This is a genomic window from Specibacter cremeus (assembly GCF_003946885.1).
Classification (GTDB): domain Bacteria; phylum Actinomycetota; class Actinomycetes; order Actinomycetales; family Micrococcaceae; genus Specibacter; species Specibacter cremeus.
Genome location: NZ_RWKQ01000028.1, coordinates 23,971 through 47,426, shown reverse-complemented (window position 1 = coordinate 47,426; position 23,456 = coordinate 23,971). Strand labels below are relative to the sequence as shown.

The following is a 23,456-nucleotide window of genomic DNA, read 5'->3' as shown; positions in this document are numbered from 1 at the left end:
GGAGCCCCCGATGTCAGTCATCTCACCCCCGACCGGGCGCCTCGAGGCAGGCCCGGCGACGCGGCGACGCACCCCGGTGCTCGCCGTCGCCGCGCGCACCGGCCGCCGGCTCGGCGCCTCGGGCACCGTCGCCGCGGCATTGCTGGCGGTTCTCGTGCTCGTCGCCGCATTCGCCCCCGTCATCGCCCCTTTCGACCCGACCGCCCCGGACCTGGCGAACGCGCTCACCGGACCCGGCGCCACGCACTGGCTGGGCACCGACGCCTTGGGCCGGGACACGCTCTCGCGGCTCATCGTCGGCTCCCGGATCACGCTCGTCGGCCCGATCCTGGTGATCGCGGTGTCCACGGCCGCCGGCACGGCGCTGGCCCTGCTCGCAGCCTATGCCGGCGGCCGCGTCGACATGGTCGTCTCGCGCGTCCTCGACGTCTTGTTCGCGGTGCCCGGGATCGTGTTCGCGCTGGTGACCGTGGCCATCGCCGGCCCCGGGTTGCCGGGCGTCGTCATCGGCCTGTCCATCGCCTACACACCGTACGTGGCCCGGGTCGTGCGCAGTGCGGCCCTGCGCGAGCGGGCGTTGCCCTACATCGATGCGGCCTGGGTCACCGGCCGCAGCGGGCTGTCCATCTGTCTGCGGCACCTGCTGCCGAATCTGGCCCCCATGATCATGGCGCAGGCCGTGTCCGCGCTCGGCCTGGCCGTCGTGGACATTGCGGCCATCTCCTTCCTGGGCCTGGGCGTCCAGCCGCCGGCCACCGACTGGGGCCTGATGGTCAAATCGGGCATTGACACGGCGTTGCGGGGCTATCCCACCGAGGCGTTGGCGGCCGCCGTGCTGATCGCCGCCTTCGTCGCCGCCATCACGGTCGTCAGCGACCGGCTCACCGAACAGGCAGGAGAACTGCGATGAACGATCATCTCGTTGACGTGAAGGGGTTGTGCATCGACGCCCCGGTCGGCAGGCTCGTCGACGACGTCTCGTTCCACATCGACTCCGGCGAGGCGCTGGGTGTCGTCGGAGAATCCGGTTCGGGGAAGTCGCTCACGGCGCGCGCGCTCATCGCCTTGACCGCCGACGGGTTGCGGGTGAGCGGCTCGGTCCGCGTCGCCGGGCACGATGTGCCCGGATTGCGGGGCCGGGCCCTGCGCCAGTTCCGGGGGCGCAGCGTGGGCATGATCTTCCAGGATCCCCGGGCGCATATCAATCCGGTGCGCAGCATCGGCGACTTCCTGGTCGAACCCCTGGTCCTCGAGCGCCGGCAACGGCCGGATGCGGCGCGGCGCCGAGTCCTGGCCATCTTGGACGAGGTCGGCGTCTCCGACGGCGCGCGGAGGCTGCGCCAGTATCCCCACGAACTGTCCGGCGGCCTGCTGCAACGGGTCATGATCGCCAGCGTCCTCGCGGCCGAACCGGCGCTGATCCTGGCCGACGAGCCGACGACTGCCCTGGACGTGACCTCGCAGGCGGACGTCATGGCGATCCTGACCGAACAGCGGCGCGAACGGGGACTGGCGCTGTTGTTCATCACCCACGATCTGGAGCTGGCCGCGGCCACCTGTGACCGGACCGCGGTGATGTACGCCGGCCGATTGGTCGAAACGGCGGATTCCACGGGACTGCAGGAACGCCCTGGGCATCCGTACACCAGCGGGCTGATGGTGTCCCGGCCCAGTATCGACCTGCGCGCCACCCGCCTCCCGGTGGTTCCCGGCCGGCCGGTCGCCGCGTTCGAGGCCGGGCCGGGCTGTGCCTTCGCCCCGCGCTGCCCGCATGCGCAGACGGCGTGCGAGCGGGAGCGGCCCGAGGCCCGGGAATCGGGCGGGACCATGGTCGCCTGCCACCGGGCGGCCGAGCTGGCCGGAAGTCTGCCCACCACGATTGAGGAGGTGAGCGTCCATGGCTGAATCGACGCTCGAACGCACACCCGTCCTGTCCGTCCGGGGCCTGTCCAAGCGGTTCCCGGATCCGAGCCGGCGCGGCGCCTTCACGACGGCGGTCGACGGCGTCGGCTTCGACGTGGCCGCCGGCGAGTCGCTGGCCATCGTCGGCGAGTCCGGCTCCGGCAAGACGACCGTGGCACGGATGCTGATGGGCCTGGAGACTCCAACGGGCGGCGAGATCACCGTCTGCGGGCGCGTGCGCGACCACCGCCGCCCCGGCCGCGGCGAGCGCAGGAAGCGGGCCCGGGAACTGCAGATCGTGTTCCAGGACCCGTACTCTTCCCTCGACCCCCGGCGCAGGGTGCGCACGATCGTCCACGACAGCCTGGCCCTGCGCGGCGTCCCCGCAGCGTCTCGCGGGGCGGTCGTGGACGACCTGCTCGAGGCCGTGGGGCTGCTGGCCCGCCACGGCGACCTCTATCCGCGCCAGCTCTCCGGTGGCCAGCGGCAGCGGGTGGCCATCGCCCGCGCGCTGGCGCTGGACCCGAAGATCCTGATCCTCGACGAGGCCGTCGCGGCGCTGGACGTGTCCGTGCAGGCGCAGGTCCTGAACCTGTTGGCCGACCTGCGCGAAGAGCGGGGCCTGGCCTACCTGTTCATCTCCCACGACCTGGCCGTGGTGAATCAGATCAGCGACCGGGCCATCGTGCTGCGCAACGGGCGCATCGTCGAGGAGGGACCGACGCCGCGGTTGCTGGCCGACCCGCAGCATGCCTACACGCGGCAGCTGCGGGCGGCGGTGCCGCGTCCGGGCTGGGTTCCGCAGCGTCGGGACCAGCCGGTTCCCGCCGCGAGGTGAGCCTGTCGAGACCCCCCGGTGATTGAGCCTGTCCTCCGCCCTCGACCACTGGGGGTAATGGCCTGGAGCCCGCGCCGAGGTAGACGGAAACTCTCGAGGTAGACGTGATCCACAGTCTACCTCGCAGGTTTCCATCTGCCTCGGCGATCGGGCGGGATCGTCAGCCGGACCTATTGGGCCAACGGCCCGAACCGGCGGCGCAGGTCCGGCGCGGTGAGCGTCAGCATGCCGTCCGCGTTGATGCTCCCGGCCGCCAACGGCGCGTAGTCGTGCGTTTCCCCGTGCGGCGGCAACGCCTGCGGAGCCAGCGCCGCCTCCCCCGGCCAGTCCACGTCGCCGGTCGCGGTGCGCGCCGGGATGAGCCAGTAGTCCCCGGTGCGGTACGTGTTGGTGCCGCCGGGCAGGAAGCCGGGCACGAACTGCACCTGCACGCCGTCCTCCAGGTCCAGCCAGCCGGTCGTGGGGTCGGCCGACTCGACGATCGCCACGGTGCCGTCCGGGCCGGCCCCGTCGCCCTGGTCCCAGCGGCGCAGCAGCGGATGGGCCGTATCATCGACGCCGACCCCCGCCGCCGGCGCTCCCTCCAGCAGCACCGTGAGCGAGTCGGGCTCGATCGAGTGCACGCGCAACAGCGCGGCCGCGTCGTGCCGGATGGTGTAGCCGTCGTCGACCAGCTCCACCCAGCCGCCGACGACGAGGCCCAGGTTCTCGTCCCGGCCCAACGTGAGCAGCTCGACCGTCGTCGTGTTCGCGGCCGCATCCACGGCGGGCGGGCCGGCGAGCCCCATGACGACCGAGCCGTTCTCCCGCGACCATTTGAACGTGGCCCCGCCGGCGGCCGTGCCGGGGTCGTGGACCTCGACCCGGTACAGCTGGTTCTCGAGCCCGCGGTAGCTGGCGGCCGGGTCGATCTGGCAGGCGTCGGTGGACGTGTCCGGCGCCTTCGCCCGGGCCCGCAGCGACGCGACCGTGGGCGGGGCGAGCGCGGCCAGCGCGGCCGGGGCGGCGGCCTGCCCGGTGGACCCGACCCCAGTGGACCCGACCACCAGGATGCGCACCTGCCACGACAGCTGGGCCCGCCCGGCCGTGTCCGGGCCGCCGAGCGCCACCTCGCGCAGCTCGGCGGCCTCCGCGTAGCCCAGGTGCCGTTCCCACACGTCGAGGTAGATGAGGAATTCGCCGGCCCCGCGCAGCGCGTCGGGTGTGCTCGCGGCGTCGAACGGGTAGCCGGCCTGGTCGCTGTACAGCAGCGGGGTGTCGTTCTCGCACAGCGCCCCGGCCACGTAGTAGCGGCCCGTGCCGATGACGAAGTCACCGCGGCCCAATCCATTCTGCAGCCGGGCGAGCAGGGCCGGGTCCAAGGGCCGGCCGTACGCATCGCTCAGCGCCGCGACGTCCTTGGGGTCGGTGATGACGGCAAAGCCCAGATCGGCCACAGGGCCGCCGTGCGGGCCGATGAGGTCCGCGGCCAGGGTCTGCAGGTGGTGGCGCGTGATGGCGGCCTGCTCGTTGAGGTCCGCGTCCAATTGGACGCGCCCCTGCTGAATGAGCACGCGGGTGTAGTGGTTGGCCGGGTCGAACGTGTCCCGGGAGAAGTCGCCCTTCATGATGCGCCCCTAACTCGTGTGGAAGATGCCGGTCTCGAAGCCTGCGGCCGTGTACTCGTCAAGGCGGGCGCGCAGGCCGGCCGCGCGCTGCGGCTGGTACAGGTCGTGGAAAGCGCCCAGCTCCGCCTCGTCACCGGCGCCGGTGCTGATCTCGACCGCGCAGCCGGGGCCCAGCTGGGCATACGCGGGGGCCCCGTAGCGCAGGCTCGTGAACGTGGGCCGCACGCGCAGCGCCGCCCGGTCCTGGGCGGCGGCCAGCGCCGCCGGATCGACCGGCTGGCCCGTCGCCGCCAGCAGGTCGGCGGCGGCCTGCCGGGCCAGGTCCGGCTGGCAGTGGAAGCGCCGCGGCGCCCGCGTGCCCGGGGCCAGGTAGCAGAAGCGCACGCAGCCGAGCTGGCGGCGGGCCACCCGCAGCGGACCCAGGAAGATGGTGTCGTCGGCCCGGTCGAGCACGTGCACCAGCACGTCGCCGATGACGGTGCAGCGGGCCATGGACAGGGCGATGAACGCGGTCCGCCCGGTGGGGTCGCCGACGGCCTGGCCGGCCGGGTCGGTCGCGTCGACGATGCTGTCCGACAGCACGATCCGCGGCGGCGCGGCCCGCAGGTCGACCGGCTCGGCGGCCTGCACCGCGATGCCGCCGAGGATGCTGTGCTCGATGCGCACGCTGGCCGCCGTGCCGTCCAGCGTGAGGCTGGGCTCTTCCGGGCGCTGCGGGGCGCAGTCGCAGTCCAAATTCCAGCCGGGGACCAGCGTGCAGTGCCGGATGGTCACGTCGCACAGGTCGCCGCCGGCGGTCGGATCCTCGTCCGGACCTACGCGTCGGGCCGCCGGGCCGTTGACCGCCAGGCCGCGCCCGACGACGAGCAGCCCGTCCAGCGTGAACCGGGCCGCGTCGCCGCCGGTGATGGAGAACGGGTCGGCCTGGTCCACGCGGTAGTCGAGCAGGCGCAGCACGGGCCGGGCGCCGTCGGCCGCGCGAAGTTGCAGGCTCTCCCCCGGGGTCAGCGCGAACTCGAAGCGTTCCTCGTAGGCGCGGCTGTCCATGATCTCGATGACGGCCGCGCGGGGCGGCACGCCGGTGCCCGGGTCGGGCACGGCCCGGTCGGCCGTCCACTGCGCGTAGGCGGCCATGACCTGCCCGTACTCGCCCGGCCCGGTGTTCTTGCGCACCCGGTACACGCGGGCACCGGCCGGCTGGGGGAACATGCGGTGGTATTCGCCGCCGCCCATCTCGGCGCTGAACCCGTAGTGGTACGTGACGGACACGCTCTTGGGCGGCGAGCCGGCCGGGAACACGAGCCGGCCGCGGACCGGATCGAGCAGCACCGTGCCGCGCGCCGGCCGGTAGGCGTGCCAGTCGGACAGGTCGGCCGGGATCACGTTGCCGGCCGGGATCGCGTCCCCCACCTGCCCTGCCCAGCCGGGGGCGGAGACGGACATGCTCGGCCCGTAGTACGACGGCGATGCGCTCGCCTGGGGCGGGTGCAGGGAGGTCCGCTGCTCGAACGCCCGCCGGCCGATCGGGCCGGGCAGCTCGAGCCCGGGCCCCGTACCGGGAATCGAGAACAGGGGCGCGTCGTTGCCGAGCACGCTGAACGTGAAGCACTGGGCGCCCTCCTTCTCCACGCAGCAGGCCGGCGCGTCCGTGACCGGGTAGGCGCCCAGCCGGGCCACGAACAGGCCAAGCGAGCCGATGTCGAAGCGGCCGCGCGCATGGACGGACACGGGCGAGCGCACGTCGACGGTGTGCGCCATCGTGTCGAACGGTCCGCCCAGCCGCTCCAGCGCACGGGTCCGGCGCAGGCCGGCCGTGCCGCCGCGGTCCGGGTGGACGTGGTTGACGTGCTGCGTCCAGCCCAGCAGCCGATAGAACTCGACGGCGTGGCCGGGCCAGCCGGCCACGTCGCCGGCCAGCTCGTCCAGCAGCGCCAGCGTGCCCTTGCGCCGCCGGTGGTTGATGGTGTGCGCCACGTCCCTGCGCACCGGGAGATGGCCGGCGGCCGCGGGCACGGGACGGTAACCGACCAGGTCGCCCAGGTACGGCACCACCCAATCCGCGGCCGTCTCGACGAACCAGTTCGCGTACAGTGCCGCGATGTCGTCGTCGAGCACGGTGAGCTGTTCGCCGGCCACGCGCAGCAGGGCCCGCAGGGGGAAGCCGGCGTCGGCGTCACGCATCCGGTACACGGCCGGCAGCAGCTCGTACAGGTAGTCCCGGCTCCTGCTCATGGCCGCACCTCGTTCAGGATCAGCGCGTCCGGCACGTCAGGACGCAGCCACGCCAGCTGGGCCGGGTGGAGCGCGCCGGCGTCGAACCGGTCCGGCAGCACGGTGACCCGCCGGCCCACCGGCGCGCTCGGCGGCGCGGCGCCGCCGAGGTCGCCCAGGCCGGTGGCCAGCGCGTCCGCGTCGAGCGCCTGGAACACGTCCAGGTCGACGTAGTCGACGCCGGGCACGGCGGCCATGGCCGCGATGACGGCGCTCGTGGCCACGCTGCGGCCCAGGCCGGCCGCGTCGAAGCCGAACCCGTCCAGCAGCGCGGCCCGCACGGCCGGTTCGACCGTGTTCCAATCCCGGCCGGGGCGCACGTGCACGCCGGCGCTGAGCACGAGGGCCAGCGGCTCACGCACCACGACGCGGAGGGGCAGGTGCGGGTCGCCGAACGCGTGCAGCGCCGCGACGAGGTTGCGGTACAGGTCGCTCGTCGCATCGATGGGGATGTCGGCCGCGCCGGCGATGGTCACCTGCACCAGCTGCCGGCGCCCATCCGTGAGCTTCGCGGCGCTGGCCTTCCCGACGCCTGCGAACGTGCGCGCGAAGTCGGCGTAGTCCGGCACGGACACGAGCCGGTCGAGGGCGGCCACGGCCAGCGGCACGTTCGCGCGTGCCACGTCGCGCGGCTCGGCGTCGGCGCCGCCGGTGCCCGGGATCGGGTTCACGACGGCGGTGGCGCCCAGCGGGCGGGTGGCCAGCTGGCTCAGCTGCCCGGCCCGCACGTTGCCGGGTGTGCCGAGGCCGCTGCGGTACACGGCGCGCACATTGTCGACGCCGGTGGGCGGGCGCTGGCCGCGCGCGCCGGTGCCAAACGTGACGCTCACGTGGCCGGCGTCGTCGGTCCCGGTCAGGTAGGACCGGTCGCCGGGCCCCATGAACGCCAGCCCGGGCGCCTGCGCCCACGCGACGTCGTCGACGCGCACCACGAGCGTGCCGGCCGTCCCGGCCGGGGTGGGGGCGGCCACGAGCGTCAGCGGTGCGGCCTTCAGCGTGAACGTGAGCAGCGGCACGGCCGCGTTGCCGCCGCCGAGGACCTCGGCGTGCGTGGCCCCGTGCGTGGCATGCACCACGTTGCCGTGCACGCGCACGGACTCGCGCGCGTACGTGTACGCCAGCGGTGCGGCGAACGTGAGGAACGTGTGCAGCGACTCGCCCGCGTCCGTCTGGCCGGCGGCCGGGTCGCCGGCCACGGACTGTTCGACGCCGGCGAGCATGACGAGCTCGGCGGCGTGCACGCCGGCCGTGCCGGGCGTGTCCGTTCGCACGCCCTCGACCGTGGCCCACCGCCCGGGCACGAGCCCGTCATAGAGCCCGTCGAGTTCCAGGGTGTTGCCGGCCACGTCGTCGGTGACGGGTTCGTCCGCCAACGCCAGTTCCTCCTGCCGACCGTACACCGTGCTGGCCCGCAGTGTGCCCATGACGTCGATCGGTTCGGCCGCCTGCGGTGCGGCGACCCCGATGACGGGCACGGACGGGTTCCACCACGGCGGGTCGAGCGTCAGCGTCGTGGACCGCCCCGACATGCCGTACGCGCTGCGCGAGACGGTGACGGCGTCCTTGACGGTGCACACGAGCACGGCGGCGTCCGTCCCGCCGTCGACCGGGCGGATCCGGGAGACGACGACGGCGCTGCCCGGCTCCACACCGTCGTAGGCGGCGTCCAGGTGCGCCTGTGCCGGCACCTCGTCGCTGGCCAGGTCCCACTCCTGCAAGATGGGAGCGGGTGTCGTGGCGGTGAGCTCGAGCGGCGCGTTGTGGCCGAACAGGGACGCCGCGTCGCGCAGCGCGTAGACGTGCAGGCCGGTGCCGGCGCTGACGACGGCGGCGGCCAGCGCCTGATACAGCACGGGGGCCAGGTCCGTGAACAGGCTGGCCAGCAGCTTCGGGTACACGTCACGGCCGCCGGCGAACGTGCCGGCGTACGAGCGTGACAGCTGCCGCGGGCCGGCAGGGGGCACCGACGGCGGCACGCGCAGGGAGGCCAGCAAACGGTCCAGCCCACCCTCCGCCTCGAACGCGGGGGCCACGGCCCGCATGCCGGCCAGCAGTGCGCCGAGGCGCTCGGTCTGCGCGAGCGTGGCCTCCAGCAGCGGCACGAGGCGCTGGTAGCCGTGGTCCCGGGCCACGGCCAGTTCCTCGCGCAGGACCGGCAACACCGTCGCGCGCAGGTGGCCGGCCAGCGTATGCCCGGATTCGGCGCGGGCGGCCAGGCCGGCCAGCAGGTCGGCGACGCGCTGCGCCGTGGCGCTCTCGGGCGCGCCGCCGAACGCGGACGCGACGGCGTCAACGGCCGGCCCGAGCACGGAGCCGGCCAGCGCGTTCCCGTACCAGTCGGTGAGCGTCACCAGGGTGCGGTCGTGGGCCGGATCGGGCGTGAGCGTGTGCACGCGGGCCGGGGTCAGCGCGCCGGCGCCGAGGTCGAGCAGCAGCGGGTCCCGGGCGGAGAGGTTCGTCGCCGTGCCGGCCAGGTACAGGGAGCCGGCGAGAATGGAGCCTGCGGTCTGCGGGCGGGACAGGCGCGGGCCGAGCAGGTTCCACGCCGGCCGGGCGTCCAGGTCGTCGGACGTCTCGAACGTTTGCATGGTCTCGCCGGGGCCGGGCACGCTGTTGACGGCGGCGCCGGCCGGGATGGTGACGGGGCCGGCGGTCGCGTCGATCGTGTAGGCCAGGTACGTGCTCGCGGCGACGCCGGGGCGCACCCGGTAGCCGACGAGGCCGGCGAGCCCGCCGATGGACAGGCGTTCGGTGGCCGTGCGCAGGTAGCCCTCGTTGGCGATGCGCTCCTGGTAGAACGTGAGCACGTCGGCCACGACCGACCACGCGTCCAGCAGCGAGATGGCCGGGTCGTCGGGCTCGCGCGTGGCCAGCGCGGCCAGCTCCGGGTGGTCGGCGCTGGAGAGCCGGGCCAGCATGGCGGCCAGGAACCGCGGGGCCGTGCCGACCCGGTAGGACAGCTGCGGCTGCCCGGGCGGGTTCGCCGTGGGCGCGGGCGTGGCCGGCGCCGTGGCGGTGCAGACGCCAGGGCAGCCGGCGGTGCAGCCTCGCGTGCATCCGGCGCATGGCTGGGAGCTCATCGTCCACCTCCGATCGAAAGGGACAGCCGGCCGTGCTCGGGGAAGTCCGGGTCGTTGTCGCAGCTCGGCACCTCCATGGGCCCGACGGCCAGGATGCCGGCGGCCAGCGCGCCGTCGTCGCGGCCGAACAGGCGCCGCAACCGGGTCACGACGACGCTCTCGACGCCGGCCACGGACGCGGCGGCGGCCACCAGCGCCGAGACGCGCACGCCGCCGCCGAACGTGAGCGCGTCCGGGTTGAACAGGGCAGGGCCGCCGTCGGGTCGTACGCCGGCGCCCAGCAGCCGCAGCAGCGCGGCGCGCACGTCGGCGCGCAGGTACCCGGGCAGCGCGCACACGCTCAACGCGACGTCCAGTGGCACGTAGGCGGCCGGCACGACGGCCAGGTCGTGGCCCATGCGCCGGAATGGTTCGAGCGCTGCGGCGACCTCGGCCAGCAGCGCCGGCGTGGGCGTCTCCGTGCCGAGCGGGTCGACGCCCACGCGCGCCTCGTACCAGCTGCCGGTCCAGGCCAGCTCGGCGGCGGCCGCCTGCAGCCGCGGCGGGCGCGGCAGGGGCGTCTGGGCGAGCTCGGCGTAGTCGGCGGCCGTGATGGCGCGCAGCTTCTGTTGCCGGAACGCCTGCGGCGCCATGAGCTTGGCCTCGGCGACCGGTTCGCGTTCCAGCCCGCCGGCGGCCGGCAGCGGGTTGCGCGGGCGCACGTCGAGGCCGCTCCACGAGGCGTTGCGCAGGGCGAGGAACGCGATGGCGCCGGCGCCGACATTGCCGGCCGTGCCGTTGCCGACCCGGTACGACGGCGTGCCCACGGCCCCGGCGGCCGGCCGGCGGCCGAGCGTGCCGTCACCGAAGCGCAGGTGCGCGGTGCCGTCGTCGTCCATCTCGACGACGACGTGCCGGTCGGTCGGCCCGCTCTCCAGCAGGTCCGGGCGCGGGAGCCAGCTGCCGGCGTCGGGCGCGCCGTCGAACAGCACGCCCAGCTGCGGCAGGGCGGCCCGCGGGTCGCGGGCGAAGGCCAGCGCGGCGGGCCCGGATGAGGGCACCGGATCGGTGAACGTCAGCGGCGCGCCGGCCAGCGCCGGCGTGATCGGTTCGGGCACCTCGGTCAGCTCCAGCACGGCGCCGGGGCAGGCGCACTCGCCGGTGACGGTGTCGACCGGCACGGGCGGCCAGGGCGGATCGGTGACGGTGGACCCGTCGTCGACGAGCAGCACGTTGCCGCGGGCCACGGACACCCGCCAGACGTCGTCGCAGTCCGGCGCGGGCCGGCGGGCGGCCAGGCACAGCGGGAACGCGAGTGCGTCGGCCGGGTCCCAGTCGACGCCGACGAGCCAGCCGCCGGGCGCGGGCGCGGTGACGCGGGTCAGCCGCACGGCCTGCCGGTGCGCCGGGTCGGCGTCGGCCGGGTTGCCGGTGGCCGGGCCGCGCACCTCCTCGAACACGAGCACGTCGCCGGCCGCCAGGGCCAGCGGCGCGGCCGGGATGGGCGGGCCGTCCCGCCATGAGACGGGCGGTTCGGCGTCCGGGTTGGCGGCGCGCCACAGCGCCTTGTCGACGAGCGTGGCGCGCGTGGCGCCGGCCGGCAGCGCGGCCGGGGCGCATCCGGCGTCGGGCACGGCCAGGTCGATCTCACTGTGCGCGGCCAGGAATTGCAGCGTCGTCCCGGCATACCCGGCCGGTTCGAACACGCGGTACGAGCCCGGCGGCAGCGCCCGCACGGCGTCGTCGGTGAGCACCGTTCCGACGGCAGCCCCCGGGCCCGCGCCGGCCGTGATGAAGTACAGCGCCTCGGCGGGCACGGGCGGGGTGTCCTGGCCGGTCCACACGGTCACCCAGGCGCGCGCGTTCAGGCCCTCGTGCAGCACGTAGTCGACGAGCCGCACGTGCCGGCGCACCGAGATGCGCGTCCGCGCCGTGCCCAGGTACGCCTCCGTGGCGACCGCGTCCTGGTGGTAGCTGAGCTGGTCGGCGGCGTAGGCCAGGACCTCGACGAGCGCGACGCCGACGTCGGCCAGGTGCGCCTCGCGCCACTGCGGCATGGTGACGGCCATCCGGTCGAGGATGAGTTGCCGGAAGCTCGCGTAGTCCTTGGCCAGGTAGTCGATGGTGGGCGACGGCGGCTGGGCCGGGGGTGCCGGGCAGGCCGGCGCGCAGTCGAGGTCGGACGGGCAGCCGGCCTTGAACGAGAACGACGCGCAGCCGTAGCGCGGGTCGAAGCCGGGGTACGGCCCCCACGCACCGGTTTCGTCGACGGCGCCGATGCACAGCTCATAGCAGGAGAAGTCGCCGGGCGGCTCGACCGTGACGTCCAGGCACGCCTCGGCGTCGGGATCGCCGTCCATGCCGTCGGCGCCCACGGCGAGCGAGCGCACCGTGATGGAGGTGATCCGCTCGCCGCCGGTGATGCGCACATTGGCCGGCCGCAGCCCGTCGGGGTGGTCGACGTCGGCGAGCGGCGGCACGGCGGCCAGGAAGTGCACGCTCACCGACCGCTGGTCGTCGGAGACCTCCACGTAGGCGATGCCATTGGTGGGGGTGTTGTCGGGGGCGCCGGTTCCGGTCATGGCGCGCCTCCCGTCGTGAACGTGCCGGTCCGCGTCTCGCCGCCCTTGGGCGCGTAGCTGACGGTGACGTGCAGGGACGCGTCGACGCTGTCGACCTCGACGGCCTGGACGTCGATCACGTCGCCGAGCCAGCGCTGCAGCCCGGCCTGGACGGTGAACTGCACGGCGGCGGCCAGTTCCGGGCTGTTCGGGCCGAACACCAGGTGCAGCAGCCCGCTGCCGAAGTCGGGGTGGTTGACGCGCTCGCCCGGGTTCGTGAACAGGAACTGCTCGATCATGTCCCGCAGATGGTCCTCGGACGTGGTTGCGGCCGTGTGGCCGAGCGGGTCGAAGTGGAGCGGGAAGTCGATGTCCACGGCGCTCACATCCCCGTGGCGCGCAACTGTGTGAGCGTGACGGCCAGCGGCGTGCCCGTCGGGGCGCAGACGGCCTGGCTGTCGGCCAGCAGCAAGGGCGAGCCGTCCGACGTGAGGTGGGTCGCCGCCGTCGTCCATTGGGCGCTCACGCACGGTCCGTTGCCGGCGGGCGGCGGCGGCAGCGCGCAGCCGGCAACCAGGTACCCGGCGGCGACGGTGACCGTGGGCTGGCCGCCGACGCTCACGTGCGGGTTCGGCACCGTGGGCTGGGCCTGGCCGCCGTGCGCGCACAGGACCGTGGCGCCCACATGGAGCAGGAATCCGGGCATCCGATCCCCCTTCCTCGAAAGTACGGCGCACGCCTCACTTGACGGCGAGCGCCCCGTTGTTGATGCTGACGATGGGGCCGGTGAGCGTGATCGTTGCGCCCTGGCCGTTGCTGATGGTGATGCCGGTGTCGCTGACGGCGATCATGGCGCCGGTGTTGTTCTTGATCAGGATGCCGCCGGTGGGGCCGGGCAGGTCGCTGATCGTGAGCCCGTTCTGCAGGCCGGTCTGGAACACGATGCTGGGGCTGGCCGGGTTGCCGGCCAGCGCGGCGGCCGGGACCTCGGCGGCGCTGCCCCAGAACCCGCCCGTCCAGATCGGGAAGTCCGGATCGCCCTGTTCGTATTCGATCCACACGCCCGCGCCGATCTGCGGGACCATGTAGGAGCCCATGGACTTGCCCACCAGCGGCAGGCACGGCATGGCCCAGCTGCCGGGGACGAGCCCGGAGACGTCCGGCACGATGGCCTGGATGCGGGCCCGCTTTTGCGGGTCGGCGTTCACGGCGACCGTGCCGCGGTACTTGCCGTAGTACTTCTCGCTCATGCGGGCACCCCCGGGACGGTGGAGACGAGGCCGTTGCGGGCCAATTGGAAGCTTTGCCGGTATTCGCCGCGCTTGATCGAATGCTTGACCTCGGCGACGTAGTACAGGCCGTCGAACGCCGTGCCGGCCCCGCGGACCCCGACAAGTCCGCGCGGCATGAGCGGGCGGCCGTAGCGCAGCACGTCGAGGCTGCCCTCGCCCGTGACGACGTCGGCCGACGTGGCGGCGTGCGCCAGGCCGATGAGGATGGCCTGGGTGGGGGTGTACTTGGCCGTCTCGGGCAGCCGCGTGATGTCCGAGGGCGGTGGTGCGATGAGGCCCAGCGGCGGGTTCAGCGGCGTGATGTCCGGCAGCACGATCGGCACGGGCACGTGGGTCGTCTCATCCTGGACGTATACCTGGGGCAGGCTGCGCGCCTGGGGGTGGTAGGTGAACGTGACGGAGGCGTTCGTGTACGCGTCCATGTCCAGGTTCAGCGCGTGCTGCACCGGTCCTGTTTTCACCTTCGGACCCCAGTAGGCGATGCTGGCGCCGGGCAGCGGGCCGGGAACCAGGTAGAACACGTAGCCGACCTTCTCGGCCAGCGCGGTGACGTATTTCAGGTCGGTGCCCTGCTGGGCCGGGATGCGGCTCGTGGGGAGCGGCACGTCCAGCATGATGGACGGGATGATCATGGGCACGACGCCCAGGGCCGCGTACTTGGCCAGCACGAGCGCGACGGCGGCCTCGGCCGGCATGGCCGGGTAGGGCAGCCCGGTCAGGTCGACCTTGTCCATGAGGGTGGTCAGGTCCTCGCCGGTGACCTGTAGGACGGAGTGGGCGGCGTCGGCGCCCGGCAGCACCTGGGTCTGGGTGACGACGCCGTCGATCAGCACGAGCGGGGTGCCGTTGACGGTGACGGCCACGATGACGCGCACGATCGGGAGGGGGCTGCCGCCGGCGACGAGGAACACGGTGGGCAGCGGGGAGTTGTTGCCGAGCGTGAACGCGAGGGAGAACGCGCTCACGCTCGTGTCCCGGGACGTGACCTCGATGCCGGTGAGCGCGTCGAGCACGGCCTGCGGCACCGGCGCCGGAATGCCGGGGCCGATCATGAGCGTCATCTGCACGGAGCCGGTCATCAGCCCACCCCCGGCATGCCGAAGGGCAGCGTGATGCGCAGGATGCGGCCCGGCATGGCNGCACAGCTCGTCCGGGTCCATGGCCCGGTTCGCGTCGGCGAGGCGCCACGCCAGTTCCGGGTCGCCGAGGGCGGCGGCGGCCACGTTGTCCAGCCGGTCGCCCTGCACGACCGTATGCGTACCGGCCGGGGCCAGTTGGTCCGGCTGGGGCGCGAAGCGCCGGCGCAGGTAGGCGATGGGCGTGCCGTCCGGCGTCGTCCAGACGGCCGTGTCGGTGCCGGCGTAGCGGCTGGTGGGCGGGAAGTTCGCGGCCATCAGGGCACCCCCGTGATCCCGAGCGTGCCGAGCGGTTGGCTGGNGGGCGGCGGCGGCCAGCCGCTCCTTCTGCCGCAGGTAGCTCATGAACAGCGCACCGGCCTTGTGCGCGAAGCCGGTGTCGTCGACGGTGAGCACGCGCATGCCCAGGCTGATCTTCGCCAGGATCGGGTTGAGGTCCACGTCGAATGCCTCCTCGGTGATGGAGAAGTCGGTGAGGCGTACCGGCAGCACGCGGTTGCGGCTCCACACGAACAACGGCAGCGGCGCCTCCATGGGCAGGATCTCCAATTGCCCGGCCTGCTGGCGGGCGTTGTTGGCGTCCAGCGCGGCGCTGGTCGGGTAGACGAGCGTCTCGAGCGCGGCCAGCTGGCCGAAGATGCCTGTCCCCGTGCCGGCGCCGAGTTCGAGCTGGTCGGTCGCGTCGATCTCGGCGTCGAGCTTGATGGTCTCCGTGGGCGGGCCCTTGATGCGCAGCGGTTCGGACCGGTCCGGGGTGTCGGTGCCGGCGGCGTGGACCTGCAGGGTTCGCGAGAGGGTGTCCGGGTTGTACTGCAGCGCGATGACGCGCAGCACGGCCGACGTGTCCGGGTCGATGAGCACGATGCCGGCCCGGGCCAGGCGCGGGGAGATCGGGGCGGGCGTCATGGCAGGGCCCCGGCGAACAACGCCATGACGTCCCGGCCCACGCCGTTGGCCGGGGACAGTGCGTCGGTGACGGCCCGCACGGCGTCCCGCGCGGCCGGCCCGGCCAGGATGAATTCCCGGCCCACCTCGCCCAGCCGGGATTCCCTGAGCGCCAGGGCGAGCGCCAGCACCGGCGGCCGCCCGGTGCGGGCGAAGGGGGCCGCGGCGATCCGCCTGGCCACCCCCAGCATCTCATCGGGTGAGACGGCAAAGGTGAACGGCCCGGCCCGATCGTTGGCGTACGAGAGGGCCGGATCCTCCAGCGGGACGAACCACGCCATGTCGACCAGGTGGTGGTAGGAGGCGAACACCACCGAGGGGACCGGTTTCTTCTGCGCCCCGACATGGGTCAGCTTGACCTGCAACGCGCGCACGTCGCGGGGCGACGCGGGGCCGAGCAGGTCCACCAGGAACGGGTCTGTCATGAGGTCTCCCTGAGTCATCGTGGGCCCCTAGCCGAACCCGAACGCCAAGCCGACGCCCGCGGCGCCGAGCACGCCGCCGAGGACCGCACCGCCCACGCCGCCGAGCCCGAAACCGAGGAGCCCGCCGGCCAGCCCGCCCAGCACGCCGCCGATGATTCCGCCCAGGAGGCGGCCACCCTCGCCGGGCATCGCGAAGCCCCGGTTCCGGTTGAACAACCTGACCGCCGCGATGAAGTTGCCCCCCGGCCCGCCGGTCCTGTTGCCGATGACCTTGGTGGTCGAGGCGATGCCGCGCTGCTTCTCGAAGGCCCAGTCCGCGTAGCCGTAGTAGGTGCCGGCATCTTCGCCCGCGGCGCTGAACGCGGCCGTGCGGAAGTCGTAGTTCACCGTGGTCGCACCGGCCGGGAGGTCGTCGTCGCCCAGCCCGGGGGCGTCCCAGGAGTGGGCGGTTACCGGGGGCCGGGCCATGGCATTGCCCTGGACGCCGACGTCGTAGGCCTGGTCATCGCCGTTGTAGTAGGGGTCCTTCTCTCCCTGCTTGTAGTCGACGTGGTGGAAGCCGTTGGTGGTGTCCGCGTCCTGGTAGCTGTACTCCGGCAGGATCGTGCTGGGCTTGCAGGGCTTGCCGTCCAGGCGTTCGCGCATCACCTGGATGAAGACGATCTTGGTGCTCTTGTCCCCCGGCTCCGGCGTGTAGTCGAAGTTGACGGCCCCGGTGGCGCTCATGGCCTTCCCGGGCCGGCTCGACGGGATGCGCGAGTAGTCCCTGCCGGTCGACGTGGCCTGCGCGGTGGGTGCTGTTCGGTGTGCGGGCGCCGACACGGGTGGCGCAGCGGCCCGAAGCCGGCGCGCGGCGATGTGCGCGGTGCTCATGGCCGTTCCCCCGGCTCGGGGCCGCCGGCGAACGCGGCCGCCGTGAACAGCGCCATGACGTCGCGACCCACGCCGTTGGCCGGGGACAGCGCGTCGGTGACGGCCCGCACCGCGTCCCGGGCGGCCGGGCCGGCCAGCACCAGGCCGGCGTCGATGTCGCCGGCGCGTGAATGGCGCAGCACCAGGTCGATGGCCAGCAGCGGTGCGGCGGCCCGCCCCTGCCGGGCGAACGGTGCGGCGGCGAGGGCGTGGACGACGTCGGCCAGCTCCGCGGGTGCGGCGGTGAAGGTCAGCACGGTGGCGGGGTCCAGCGGCGGGGCGGCGAACCAGTCTGGGTCCACCAGGTGGTAAAAGGATGAGAACACGAGGGAGGGCACGGGCGCCTTGCGCGGGCCGACGGGGGTGAGCCGGGCCTGCAGCGCGCGCAGGTCCCGGGGGGTGGCGGCGGCCAGCGCGTCCAGCGGGTGCGGGGTGTCGTCGTGGTCCATGGCCGCCCCTACCCGAACGCCCCGGCCAGTCCGCCGCCGACCGCGCCGAGGATGCCGCCGATCACGGCGCCGCCCACCCCGCCCAGCGCCAGGCCGAGCAGCCCGCCGGCCAGCCCGCCCAGCAGCCCGCCGACGATGCCGCCCAGCAGGCTGGCGCCGCCCCTGCCAGGCATCTTGAACCCCTTGACGTCGTTGAACAGCTTCACGGCCGCGTCGAATTTGCTGCCCGGCGCACCGGTCTTGGTGCCGATGATCCGCGTCGTCGAGGCGATGCCGCGCTGCTTCTCGTAGGCCCAGTCGGAGTAGCCGTAGTAGGTGCCGGCGTCCTCGCCGGCGGCGCTGAACGCGGCGGTGCGGAAGTCCCAGTTGATCTGCGACGAGCCGGCCGGGATCATGCCGTCCGTCGCGTTCGGTGTGTCGCTGGCGGCGGCCGGAACCGCCGGCTTGGCGACGGCGTTGCCCTGCACGCCGAAGTCGACCGGGTCGTCGCCGTTCATGAACGGGTCCTTCTCCCCGGGCGTCGGCGAGTCCACGTGGTAGAAGTCGGCCGTCGTGTAGGCGTCCTGGTAGGTGAATGCCGGGTCGATCTTGCCCGGCTTGACCGGCGTGCCGTCGAGCTTCTCCTGCATGACCTGCAGGAACAGGATCTTGGTGCTCTTGTCGCCCGGCTCCGGGACGTAGGAGAAGTCGATTTTCCCGGATCCGGTGGTGCTCATGGCCTTGCCGCCGGCCGCGACCCGCGAATAGTCGGTGCCGGCGGATATGGTGGGGGCCGTGCGGCGCGCGGGAGACGATCCGGGGGCCCGTGCGGGGACGTGCGCCGCGTCGGCGTGGCGGGGGCGTTGCACCGTCGAAAGCTGCTTCATGGCCAGATCCCTTCCACGATGGCCGCCGCGATCCGGCCGCCAAGCTCGGCCGGCGACGTCCCGCCGTCGTACGCGATGTCGGGGGCGCGGCGGGCGGCGTCGGCGCGGGGTCCAGGGGCGTCGGCGCCGGCCAGCCGCCGGGCCAACGCCGCCGCCACGGCGGCCCGCAGGGCGCCGGCGTCGCCCACCGGCACCCCCTCGACGATGAGCCGGTCGATGCGCACCTCAAACTCCATGGCCGGCCCCCTCCCCCACAGGCTCCACCGGCAGCGACAGGCCCGCCTCGCCCAGCGGCTTGTCCAGTTTCCGGAATTCGTTGCGCGCGGCCGCCAGCACGAGCGGCATGGTCACGGTGCCCCGGTCCGTGCCGTCCGCTCCGGCGGCCAGGAACGCCGCGTTGAGCGCGATGTTGGCGATGGACCCGCCGGTCACGTTCAGCCGGGCCAGGCGCTCGTGGTCCAGCCCGGTCACTTTCGTGGCGGCCGGGAACGCGCGCTCCCACATGGCCCTGCGCTGCGCCGGGGCCGGGAAGGGGAACGTGACGATGAACCGCAGCCGGCGCAGGAACGCCTGGTCGAGGCTGTCCTTGCGGTTCGTGGCCAGCACGGCCAGCCCGCGGAACGCCTCCACGCGCTGGAGCAGGTAGTTGATCTCGATGTTGGCGTAGCGGTCGTGGCTGTCCTTGACCTCGCTGCGCTTTCCGAACAGGGCGTCGGCCTCGTCGAAGAACAGGATGGCGCCGCCGTCCTCGGCCGCGTCGAAGAGCCGGCGCAGGTTCTTCTCCGTCTCGCCGATGTACTTGCTGACGACGGCGGACAGGTCCACCCGGTACAACAGCAGCCCCAGGTCGTTGGCCAGCACCTCGGCGGCCATGGTCTTGCCCGTGCCGCTCTCGCCGGTGAACAGCACGCTGATGCCCAGCCCGCGGTTCATCCGTTCGGCGAACCCGTAGTCGCCGTACACGGTGCCGCGGGCGGCGACCTGGCCGGCGATCTGGTGCAGCAGGGCGGTCTGCTCGGCCGGCAGTTGCAGGTCGTCCCAGGTGGCCTTGGCGTCGATGCGCTCGGCCAGGCGGTCCAGCGCCGGCCGGGCCCGCGCCAGCGCCGCGGCCCACAGCCGGCGCCCGTCGCCGGAGGCGTCGGCGGCATCGGCCGACTGGGCCAGGTCCCCGATCGTGGCCAGGCTGAAGTCGAACTGCCCGGCGAGCCGGGCGGGCAGGTCCCCGCCGCCGATCCCGGCCATCCACGCCTGCCGTTGTTCGGCCGTCGTCGGCCTGGCCGCCTCGAAGGAGAGCGTGCCGGCCCGCGGCCAGCGGTCCCGCGTGCCGAGGAACACGAGCCCGCCGCCGCGGCCGAGCCATTGGCGAACGACGGCGGCATCCGGATCGGCCGGGTCCAGCTCGGTCGCATCCAGGTACAGGCACACCGGCGCCAGCAGCGTCTCGCGGCGCCACAGCCGCGTGGCCGTCTCCAGCGCCGGCGCCGTGGTCGGCAGCGCGTCGGCGCCGGCCTTGAACAGCCGCAGGCCCAGGGCGCGGGCGGCGTGCGCGGCGACCAGTTCCTTGCTAGACGTGTCCCGCCCGAGCAGCTGCACGACCAGTTGGCCGGCCTCGCCGCGGGCGCGCATGACGGCGGCGGCCACGGATTCCGCGACGGCCAGCTGGGAGCCGGGCAGCCCGGACCCGGCGGCCACCAGCTCGACCAGCAGTGGGGCGAGCCGGACGTCCAGGTGCACCAGTCCCTTGAGGAAGTTCACGATGCGCTCGTCCACGGTCAGCCGCCGGTTCACCAGCGGCGTGCCCGGATCATCGTCGACGTTCACCAGCTGCCAGTAGCGCAGCGGCCGGTCGGGCGACAGCGCATCCCACGCCGGGTCGTCGAACGTGCCCAGGGCCAGCCCGAAGCTGGGGAACGGCCGGGTGTCGTCGTGCTGGGCCCGGGCGCACAGCCCGGCCGTGCGCGTGTCCAACTCCATGGCCGTGCACAGCAGCATCGTGCGCCGCTCGAAGTCCGTCAGGCCCAGCGCCCGGCACAGCGCGTCCAGCGGCAGGTCCTGACCGGTGGCGTGCGCGGCCGGCGTGGCGGCGGGCAGGGTGCCGGGCAGGGTGCCGGCTGCGGGCGCCGGGCCGGAGACGGTGCCGGGCGCGGTGCCGGCCTCGCGCCGCCGGAACAACCCGCGCCGGGGTTCCGCAACGGCCACGTGCAGTCCCGTGCGAGCGGCCTCGGGCCCCGTCGGCCCGGCACCCCTCGGCACGGTCTCCGTCCGCCCGGCGTCATCGGCCGTGGCCAGCCGCTCCAGGGCGGTCCTGACCTCGGCAAGCGCGTCGGCCAGCTGGGTGGTGGCGGCGGCCAGCCATGGCTCGTGCGCCGTGGGCTGACCGGTGGACTGGGCCGTGGTCTGGGGGCCGTTCACGGGACCGTCACCTGCTGGGCGGGGTCGAAGGAGGGCAGTGGCGGGCTCCCGGCACGGATGACGGGGATGCTGTCCACGCCGTCGACGCGCAGCCGCACGACGTAGGTGCCGGGGTCCATCGCCGGCACGGTGACCGTGAGCGTGGTGGGCGTCGTGTCGAGGTTCGGGTCGTTCGGGGCCGGGTTCACGATCGACGCCGGCACCACCTGCCGGTCCCCGATGATCGCCAGCACGCTCTGCCCGGGACGGATGCGCGGCACGCACGTGAGCGTCAGCGTGCCGCCGGCGGCCACGGACGTGGGCGTGCGGGTGATCTGCGGGGCGAGCGCGAGCGCGGCCTCGTTGCTGGCCAGGGCCGGCTGGCCGGGGTGCGCGGTGACCAGGGCGACCGTGTGGAAGCCGATCGTCCACCGCCCCCAGGCCGTCGCGTCGTGCGCCTGGTCCGGCAGTGCGACGTCGAGCCGTGTGCCGGTGACGCCCACGGCCCCGGAGGGGACACCGGGCGCCAACTCGATCGGCTCCGGTGCCGGCACCCCCGCCGGCGGCCGGTACAGGGCCGTGAACAGGGCGACGGTGTCCGCGACGGCCAGCGCCGTGCCGGCGACCGTGACCGTCTCGCCGAGCCGGGCGGCCGGCTGGCCGTCGGCGGGCGTGAGCGCCGTGAGCACGGCCGCGGCGCCGGAGAGCGTCCGCACGCCCGTGTCCTGCGCCCCGCGCGTGAGCACGGGCAGCGCGGATGCGGCCGGGGTGCGGCTGTCGATGAGCAGCACGGTCGCCTCGTACGCGGCCGAGACCCGGTAATTCGTGGCGAACGCGGTCCACAGCTTCGAAATCTCCTCGACGCCGTGGCGCAGCGGCGTGATGCGCACGCGCTCGGGCTGGCCGCCCACGTCGTTGCCGGCCAGCGCGGCGGCCAGCTCGTCCGCGCCCAGCACGGGGTGGTCGTGCAGCACGCTCATGGCGGCGGCCAGCACCCGGTGGCTGACGGCGTCCTGGTCGGCGTCGTCGCGCGCATACGCCGTGAGCAGGTACCGCAGGTCCAGCGCCAGCGGCGGGCGGCCCGACTCGCCGGCGTGCACCTGGGCCGGCAGGTCCTGGTTGCGCCAGCCCAGGTTGACGGCCGTCTCGTACAGGAACAGGTTCACCGAGGTGCCGGCCAGCCCCTTGCGTGCCGTGTCGGGCGTGCGCGTCGTGACGTCGAGGTCGGACAACTCCGTGTCGAGCGCCGGCAGCCGGGCCTGCAGCAGGTTGCGGATGGCGTTCGTGGTGGCGGCGATGGCCAGCGTGTTGCTCACCGGGCGCCTCCCCGGCGGCGCAGGTATTCGTCAAGGCCCATCGGCTTGGACGGCTCCGCCCGGCGTGCCGGGGGCGGGGCGGGCACGGCACGGATCTCGACCCGGCCGATGCTCACATGCACGACGGCGGGGGCGCCGGCCGCGGCGCCGTCGCCGGCCGCCCGGGGTTCGGCGGAACCGGGCGGCGGCACGGGGCGCGAGGAGCCCGCACGGCGGGCGTCGGCCTCGTCCCGCCCCGGGCCGGTGTCCGTGTCTGGGCCGGTGTTCGTGTCCGGCCAGGCCGGCGCGGCGGGCCGCGGCGCGATCGGCGGGTCCTGGGCCCGGGCCGGGTTGCGCGGCCCGTCCGGGGCCGTGTCGATCGGACGCGTCCGCGCGCCGGTGGCGGCCGCACCGTCCACGGCGGTCGTGCCCGCCGCGCCATCGGGTGCGCCGCCAACCTCTCCGCCGGCCGCCCCGCGCCGCCGCGGCGCCTCCACCAGGCCGTCCGGGCGCGGCCACAGCCCTGATGCGCCCGATCCGGCATCGGGGCCGTCGGCCCGGCCGGCCGCGTCGTCGGCCGGCCGCCCCACCTCGGGGCGCCGGGACGGCCGTCCGCCGTCGCGGGCCGCCGCTTCGAGCGCGGCCGGCTTCGCGAGCCACGGCGGGTCGGCCGGCGCGCCGTCGTGTCCGGCGGCCTCGGCTGTGCCGGGCGCCTCCTCGCTCCACGGTTCGGGCCCTTGCGGCGTCTCGAAGCGCGACGGCAGACGCGGGGCCACGGCCGGCGCCTGCGTCGGGCCCGGCTGCCCGGCGTCCGGCATCTCCCGTGCCACCAGGGAGGCCAGGAAGCCGTTCACGACGCCACCAGCTCAAGGTAGCGGCGGCGCCGGTGCGGGTGCATGGCCAAGATGTCCTTCTCCGCCCATCCGTAGGCGCGGGCCAGGGTGTGCACGTCGCGCAGCAGCCGCAGCGCCCAATGGTGCAACTCCGCCCACAGGAAGCCGACGACGTCGAACGGGGCCACCCAGTCGTGGCCGCAGGCGGGGCAGTGCAGCGCCACCTCGAGCCGGGCCAACGGGTCGGCCGCGGCCAGTCGGCGCTCCACGGCCGCGAAGTCCTCCCCCGGCCCGTGCCGGTCCGCGATGGCGCGCGCCCGCTCCCCGGCCGGCAGGGCGGCCACGGCCAGCAGGTCGGCGCTCGTCACGGCGCCCGGTGCGGCACCCGCGGGCGTGCCGTCGTCGTCCATGTCGGTTGGCGCGAACGACAGCTCCACCGCCTCGGCGCAGGCCGGGCACGCGGCCACCGCCTCCACGCGCGCACCGAACAGGTCCGCACGCAGGCGCATCAGGGCCGCGTCGCGGCGGCCGAGCGGCCACCGGGCGAGCGCATCGCCGTCGGCCTCCGGCGTCGCGGCGCCCAGCAGCGCCAGGGCCCGCCACGTCGGCGACTGGTCTTGCCCCTGCTCCCACACCGCCAGCAGGGCGGGGACTGCGGGCGCGGCCACGTCGGC

The 23,456-nt window shown here is 74.3% G+C and carries 19 protein-coding genes; 3 read left to right on the top strand and 16 right to left on the bottom strand.

Annotated elements, in window-relative coordinates; translation table 11 throughout:
* The first annotated feature begins 10 nt into the window (after positions 1-10).
* Genes EJC77_RS12140 through EJC77_RS12130 form a run of 3 tightly spaced genes read left to right on the top strand, consistent with a single transcriptional unit; the run spans position 11 to position 2,740 of the window.
* The gene (locus tag EJC77_RS12140) at positions 11-910 is read left to right on the top strand and encodes an ABC transporter permease (protein ID WP_125612954.1); all 900 of its coding nucleotides are present in this window, start codon (positions 11-13) and stop codon (positions 908-910) included.
* Positions 907-1,905, top strand: coding sequence for an ABC transporter ATP-binding protein (locus EJC77_RS12135; protein ID WP_125612952.1), 999 nt, complete (start codon positions 907-909; stop codon positions 1,903-1,905). The genes EJC77_RS12140 and EJC77_RS12135 overlap by 4 nt, the downstream gene beginning before the upstream one ends.
* Positions 1,898-2,740, top strand: coding sequence for an ABC transporter ATP-binding protein (locus tag EJC77_RS12130; RefSeq protein ID WP_125612950.1), 843 nt, complete (start codon positions 1,898-1,900; stop codon positions 2,738-2,740). Before EJC77_RS12135 ends, EJC77_RS12130 begins: the two co-directional genes overlap by 8 nt.
* Before the next feature lie 170 nt (positions 2,741-2,910).
* On the opposite strand, the gene EJC77_RS12125 is transcribed toward EJC77_RS12130, so the two are convergent.
* The 16 genes from EJC77_RS12125 to EJC77_RS12040 form a co-directional block, all read right to left on the bottom strand.
* A complete protein-coding gene (locus tag EJC77_RS12125) occupies positions 2,911-4,347 on the bottom strand; it encodes a DUF6519 domain-containing protein (RefSeq protein WP_125612948.1) in 1,437 nt (478 codons plus the stop codon).
* Between the two features lie 9 nt (positions 4,348-4,356).
* A complete protein-coding gene (locus tag EJC77_RS12120) occupies positions 4,357-6,579 on the bottom strand; it encodes a hypothetical protein (RefSeq protein ID WP_125612946.1) in 2,223 nt (740 codons plus the stop codon).
* Positions 6,576-9,698, bottom strand: a complete 3,123-nt coding sequence (locus tag EJC77_RS12115) for a putative baseplate assembly protein (RefSeq protein WP_125612944.1) — start codon at positions 9,696-9,698, stop codon at positions 6,576-6,578. The genes EJC77_RS12120 and EJC77_RS12115 overlap by 4 nt, the downstream gene beginning before the upstream one ends.
* On the bottom strand, positions 9,695-12,259 hold the full coding sequence (locus EJC77_RS12110; RefSeq protein ID WP_125612942.1) for a putative baseplate assembly protein: 2,565 nt from the start codon (positions 12,257-12,259) through the stop codon (positions 9,695-9,697). Before EJC77_RS12110 ends, EJC77_RS12115 begins: the two co-directional genes overlap by 4 nt.
* On the bottom strand, positions 12,256-12,624 hold the full coding sequence (locus EJC77_RS12105; RefSeq protein ID WP_205787211.1) for a GPW/gp25 family protein: 369 nt from the start codon (positions 12,622-12,624) through the stop codon (positions 12,256-12,258). The genes EJC77_RS12110 and EJC77_RS12105 overlap by 4 nt, the downstream gene beginning before the upstream one ends.
* Positions 12,621-12,944 carry a hypothetical protein gene (locus tag EJC77_RS12100; protein ID WP_125612940.1) on the bottom strand — a complete coding sequence of 108 codons (324 nt, stop codon included), beginning with the start codon at positions 12,942-12,944 and terminating at the stop codon, positions 12,621-12,623. The genes EJC77_RS12105 and EJC77_RS12100 overlap by 4 nt, the downstream gene beginning before the upstream one ends.
* Positions 12,945-12,978: 34 nt before the next feature.
* Positions 12,979-13,488, bottom strand: coding sequence for a phage baseplate assembly protein V (locus tag EJC77_RS12095; RefSeq protein ID WP_125612938.1), 510 nt, complete (start codon positions 13,486-13,488; stop codon positions 12,979-12,981).
* 2,080 nt (positions 13,489-15,568) lie between these two features.
* Positions 15,569-16,036 (bottom strand): hypothetical protein, encoded by a 468-nt coding sequence (locus EJC77_RS12080; RefSeq protein WP_125612936.1) that lies wholly within the window; start codon positions 16,034-16,036, stop codon positions 15,569-15,571.
* Positions 16,037-16,063: 27 nt separating this feature from the next.
* Entirely contained in the window at positions 16,064-16,909 is an 846-nt protein-coding gene (locus EJC77_RS12075; RefSeq protein WP_125612934.1) for a hypothetical protein, read from the bottom strand.
* A complete protein-coding gene (locus EJC77_RS12070) occupies positions 16,906-17,397 on the bottom strand; it encodes a hypothetical protein (protein WP_125612932.1) in 492 nt (163 codons plus the stop codon). The genes EJC77_RS12075 and EJC77_RS12070 overlap by 4 nt, the downstream gene beginning before the upstream one ends.
* Positions 17,398-17,405: 8 nt before the next feature.
* Positions 17,406-18,263, bottom strand: a complete 858-nt coding sequence (locus EJC77_RS12065; protein ID WP_125612930.1) for a hypothetical protein — start codon at positions 18,261-18,263, stop codon at positions 17,406-17,408.
* Positions 18,260-18,499: a hypothetical protein gene (locus tag EJC77_RS12060; protein ID WP_125612928.1), complete on the bottom strand. Its 240-nt coding sequence runs from the start codon at positions 18,497-18,499 to the stop codon at positions 18,260-18,262. The genes EJC77_RS12065 and EJC77_RS12060 overlap by 4 nt, the downstream gene beginning before the upstream one ends.
* Positions 18,489-20,675 carry an ATP-binding protein gene (locus EJC77_RS12055; protein WP_240630185.1) on the bottom strand — a complete coding sequence of 729 codons (2,187 nt, stop codon included), beginning with the start codon at positions 20,673-20,675 and terminating at the stop codon, positions 18,489-18,491. Before EJC77_RS12055 ends, EJC77_RS12060 begins: the two co-directional genes overlap by 11 nt.
* Positions 20,672-21,970, bottom strand: a complete 1,299-nt coding sequence (locus EJC77_RS12050) for a Pvc16 family protein (protein WP_164520394.1) — start codon at positions 21,968-21,970, stop codon at positions 20,672-20,674. Before EJC77_RS12050 ends, EJC77_RS12055 begins: the two co-directional genes overlap by 4 nt.
* Positions 21,967-22,803: a hypothetical protein gene (locus tag EJC77_RS12045; RefSeq protein ID WP_125612923.1), complete on the bottom strand. Its 837-nt coding sequence runs from the start codon at positions 22,801-22,803 to the stop codon at positions 21,967-21,969. The genes EJC77_RS12050 and EJC77_RS12045 overlap by 4 nt, the downstream gene beginning before the upstream one ends.
* Positions 22,800-23,450 (bottom strand): phage baseplate protein, encoded by a 651-nt coding sequence (locus EJC77_RS12040; protein WP_125612921.1) that lies wholly within the window; start codon positions 23,448-23,450, stop codon positions 22,800-22,802. The genes EJC77_RS12045 and EJC77_RS12040 overlap by 4 nt, the downstream gene beginning before the upstream one ends.
* Positions 23,451-23,456: the final 6 nt, after the last annotated feature.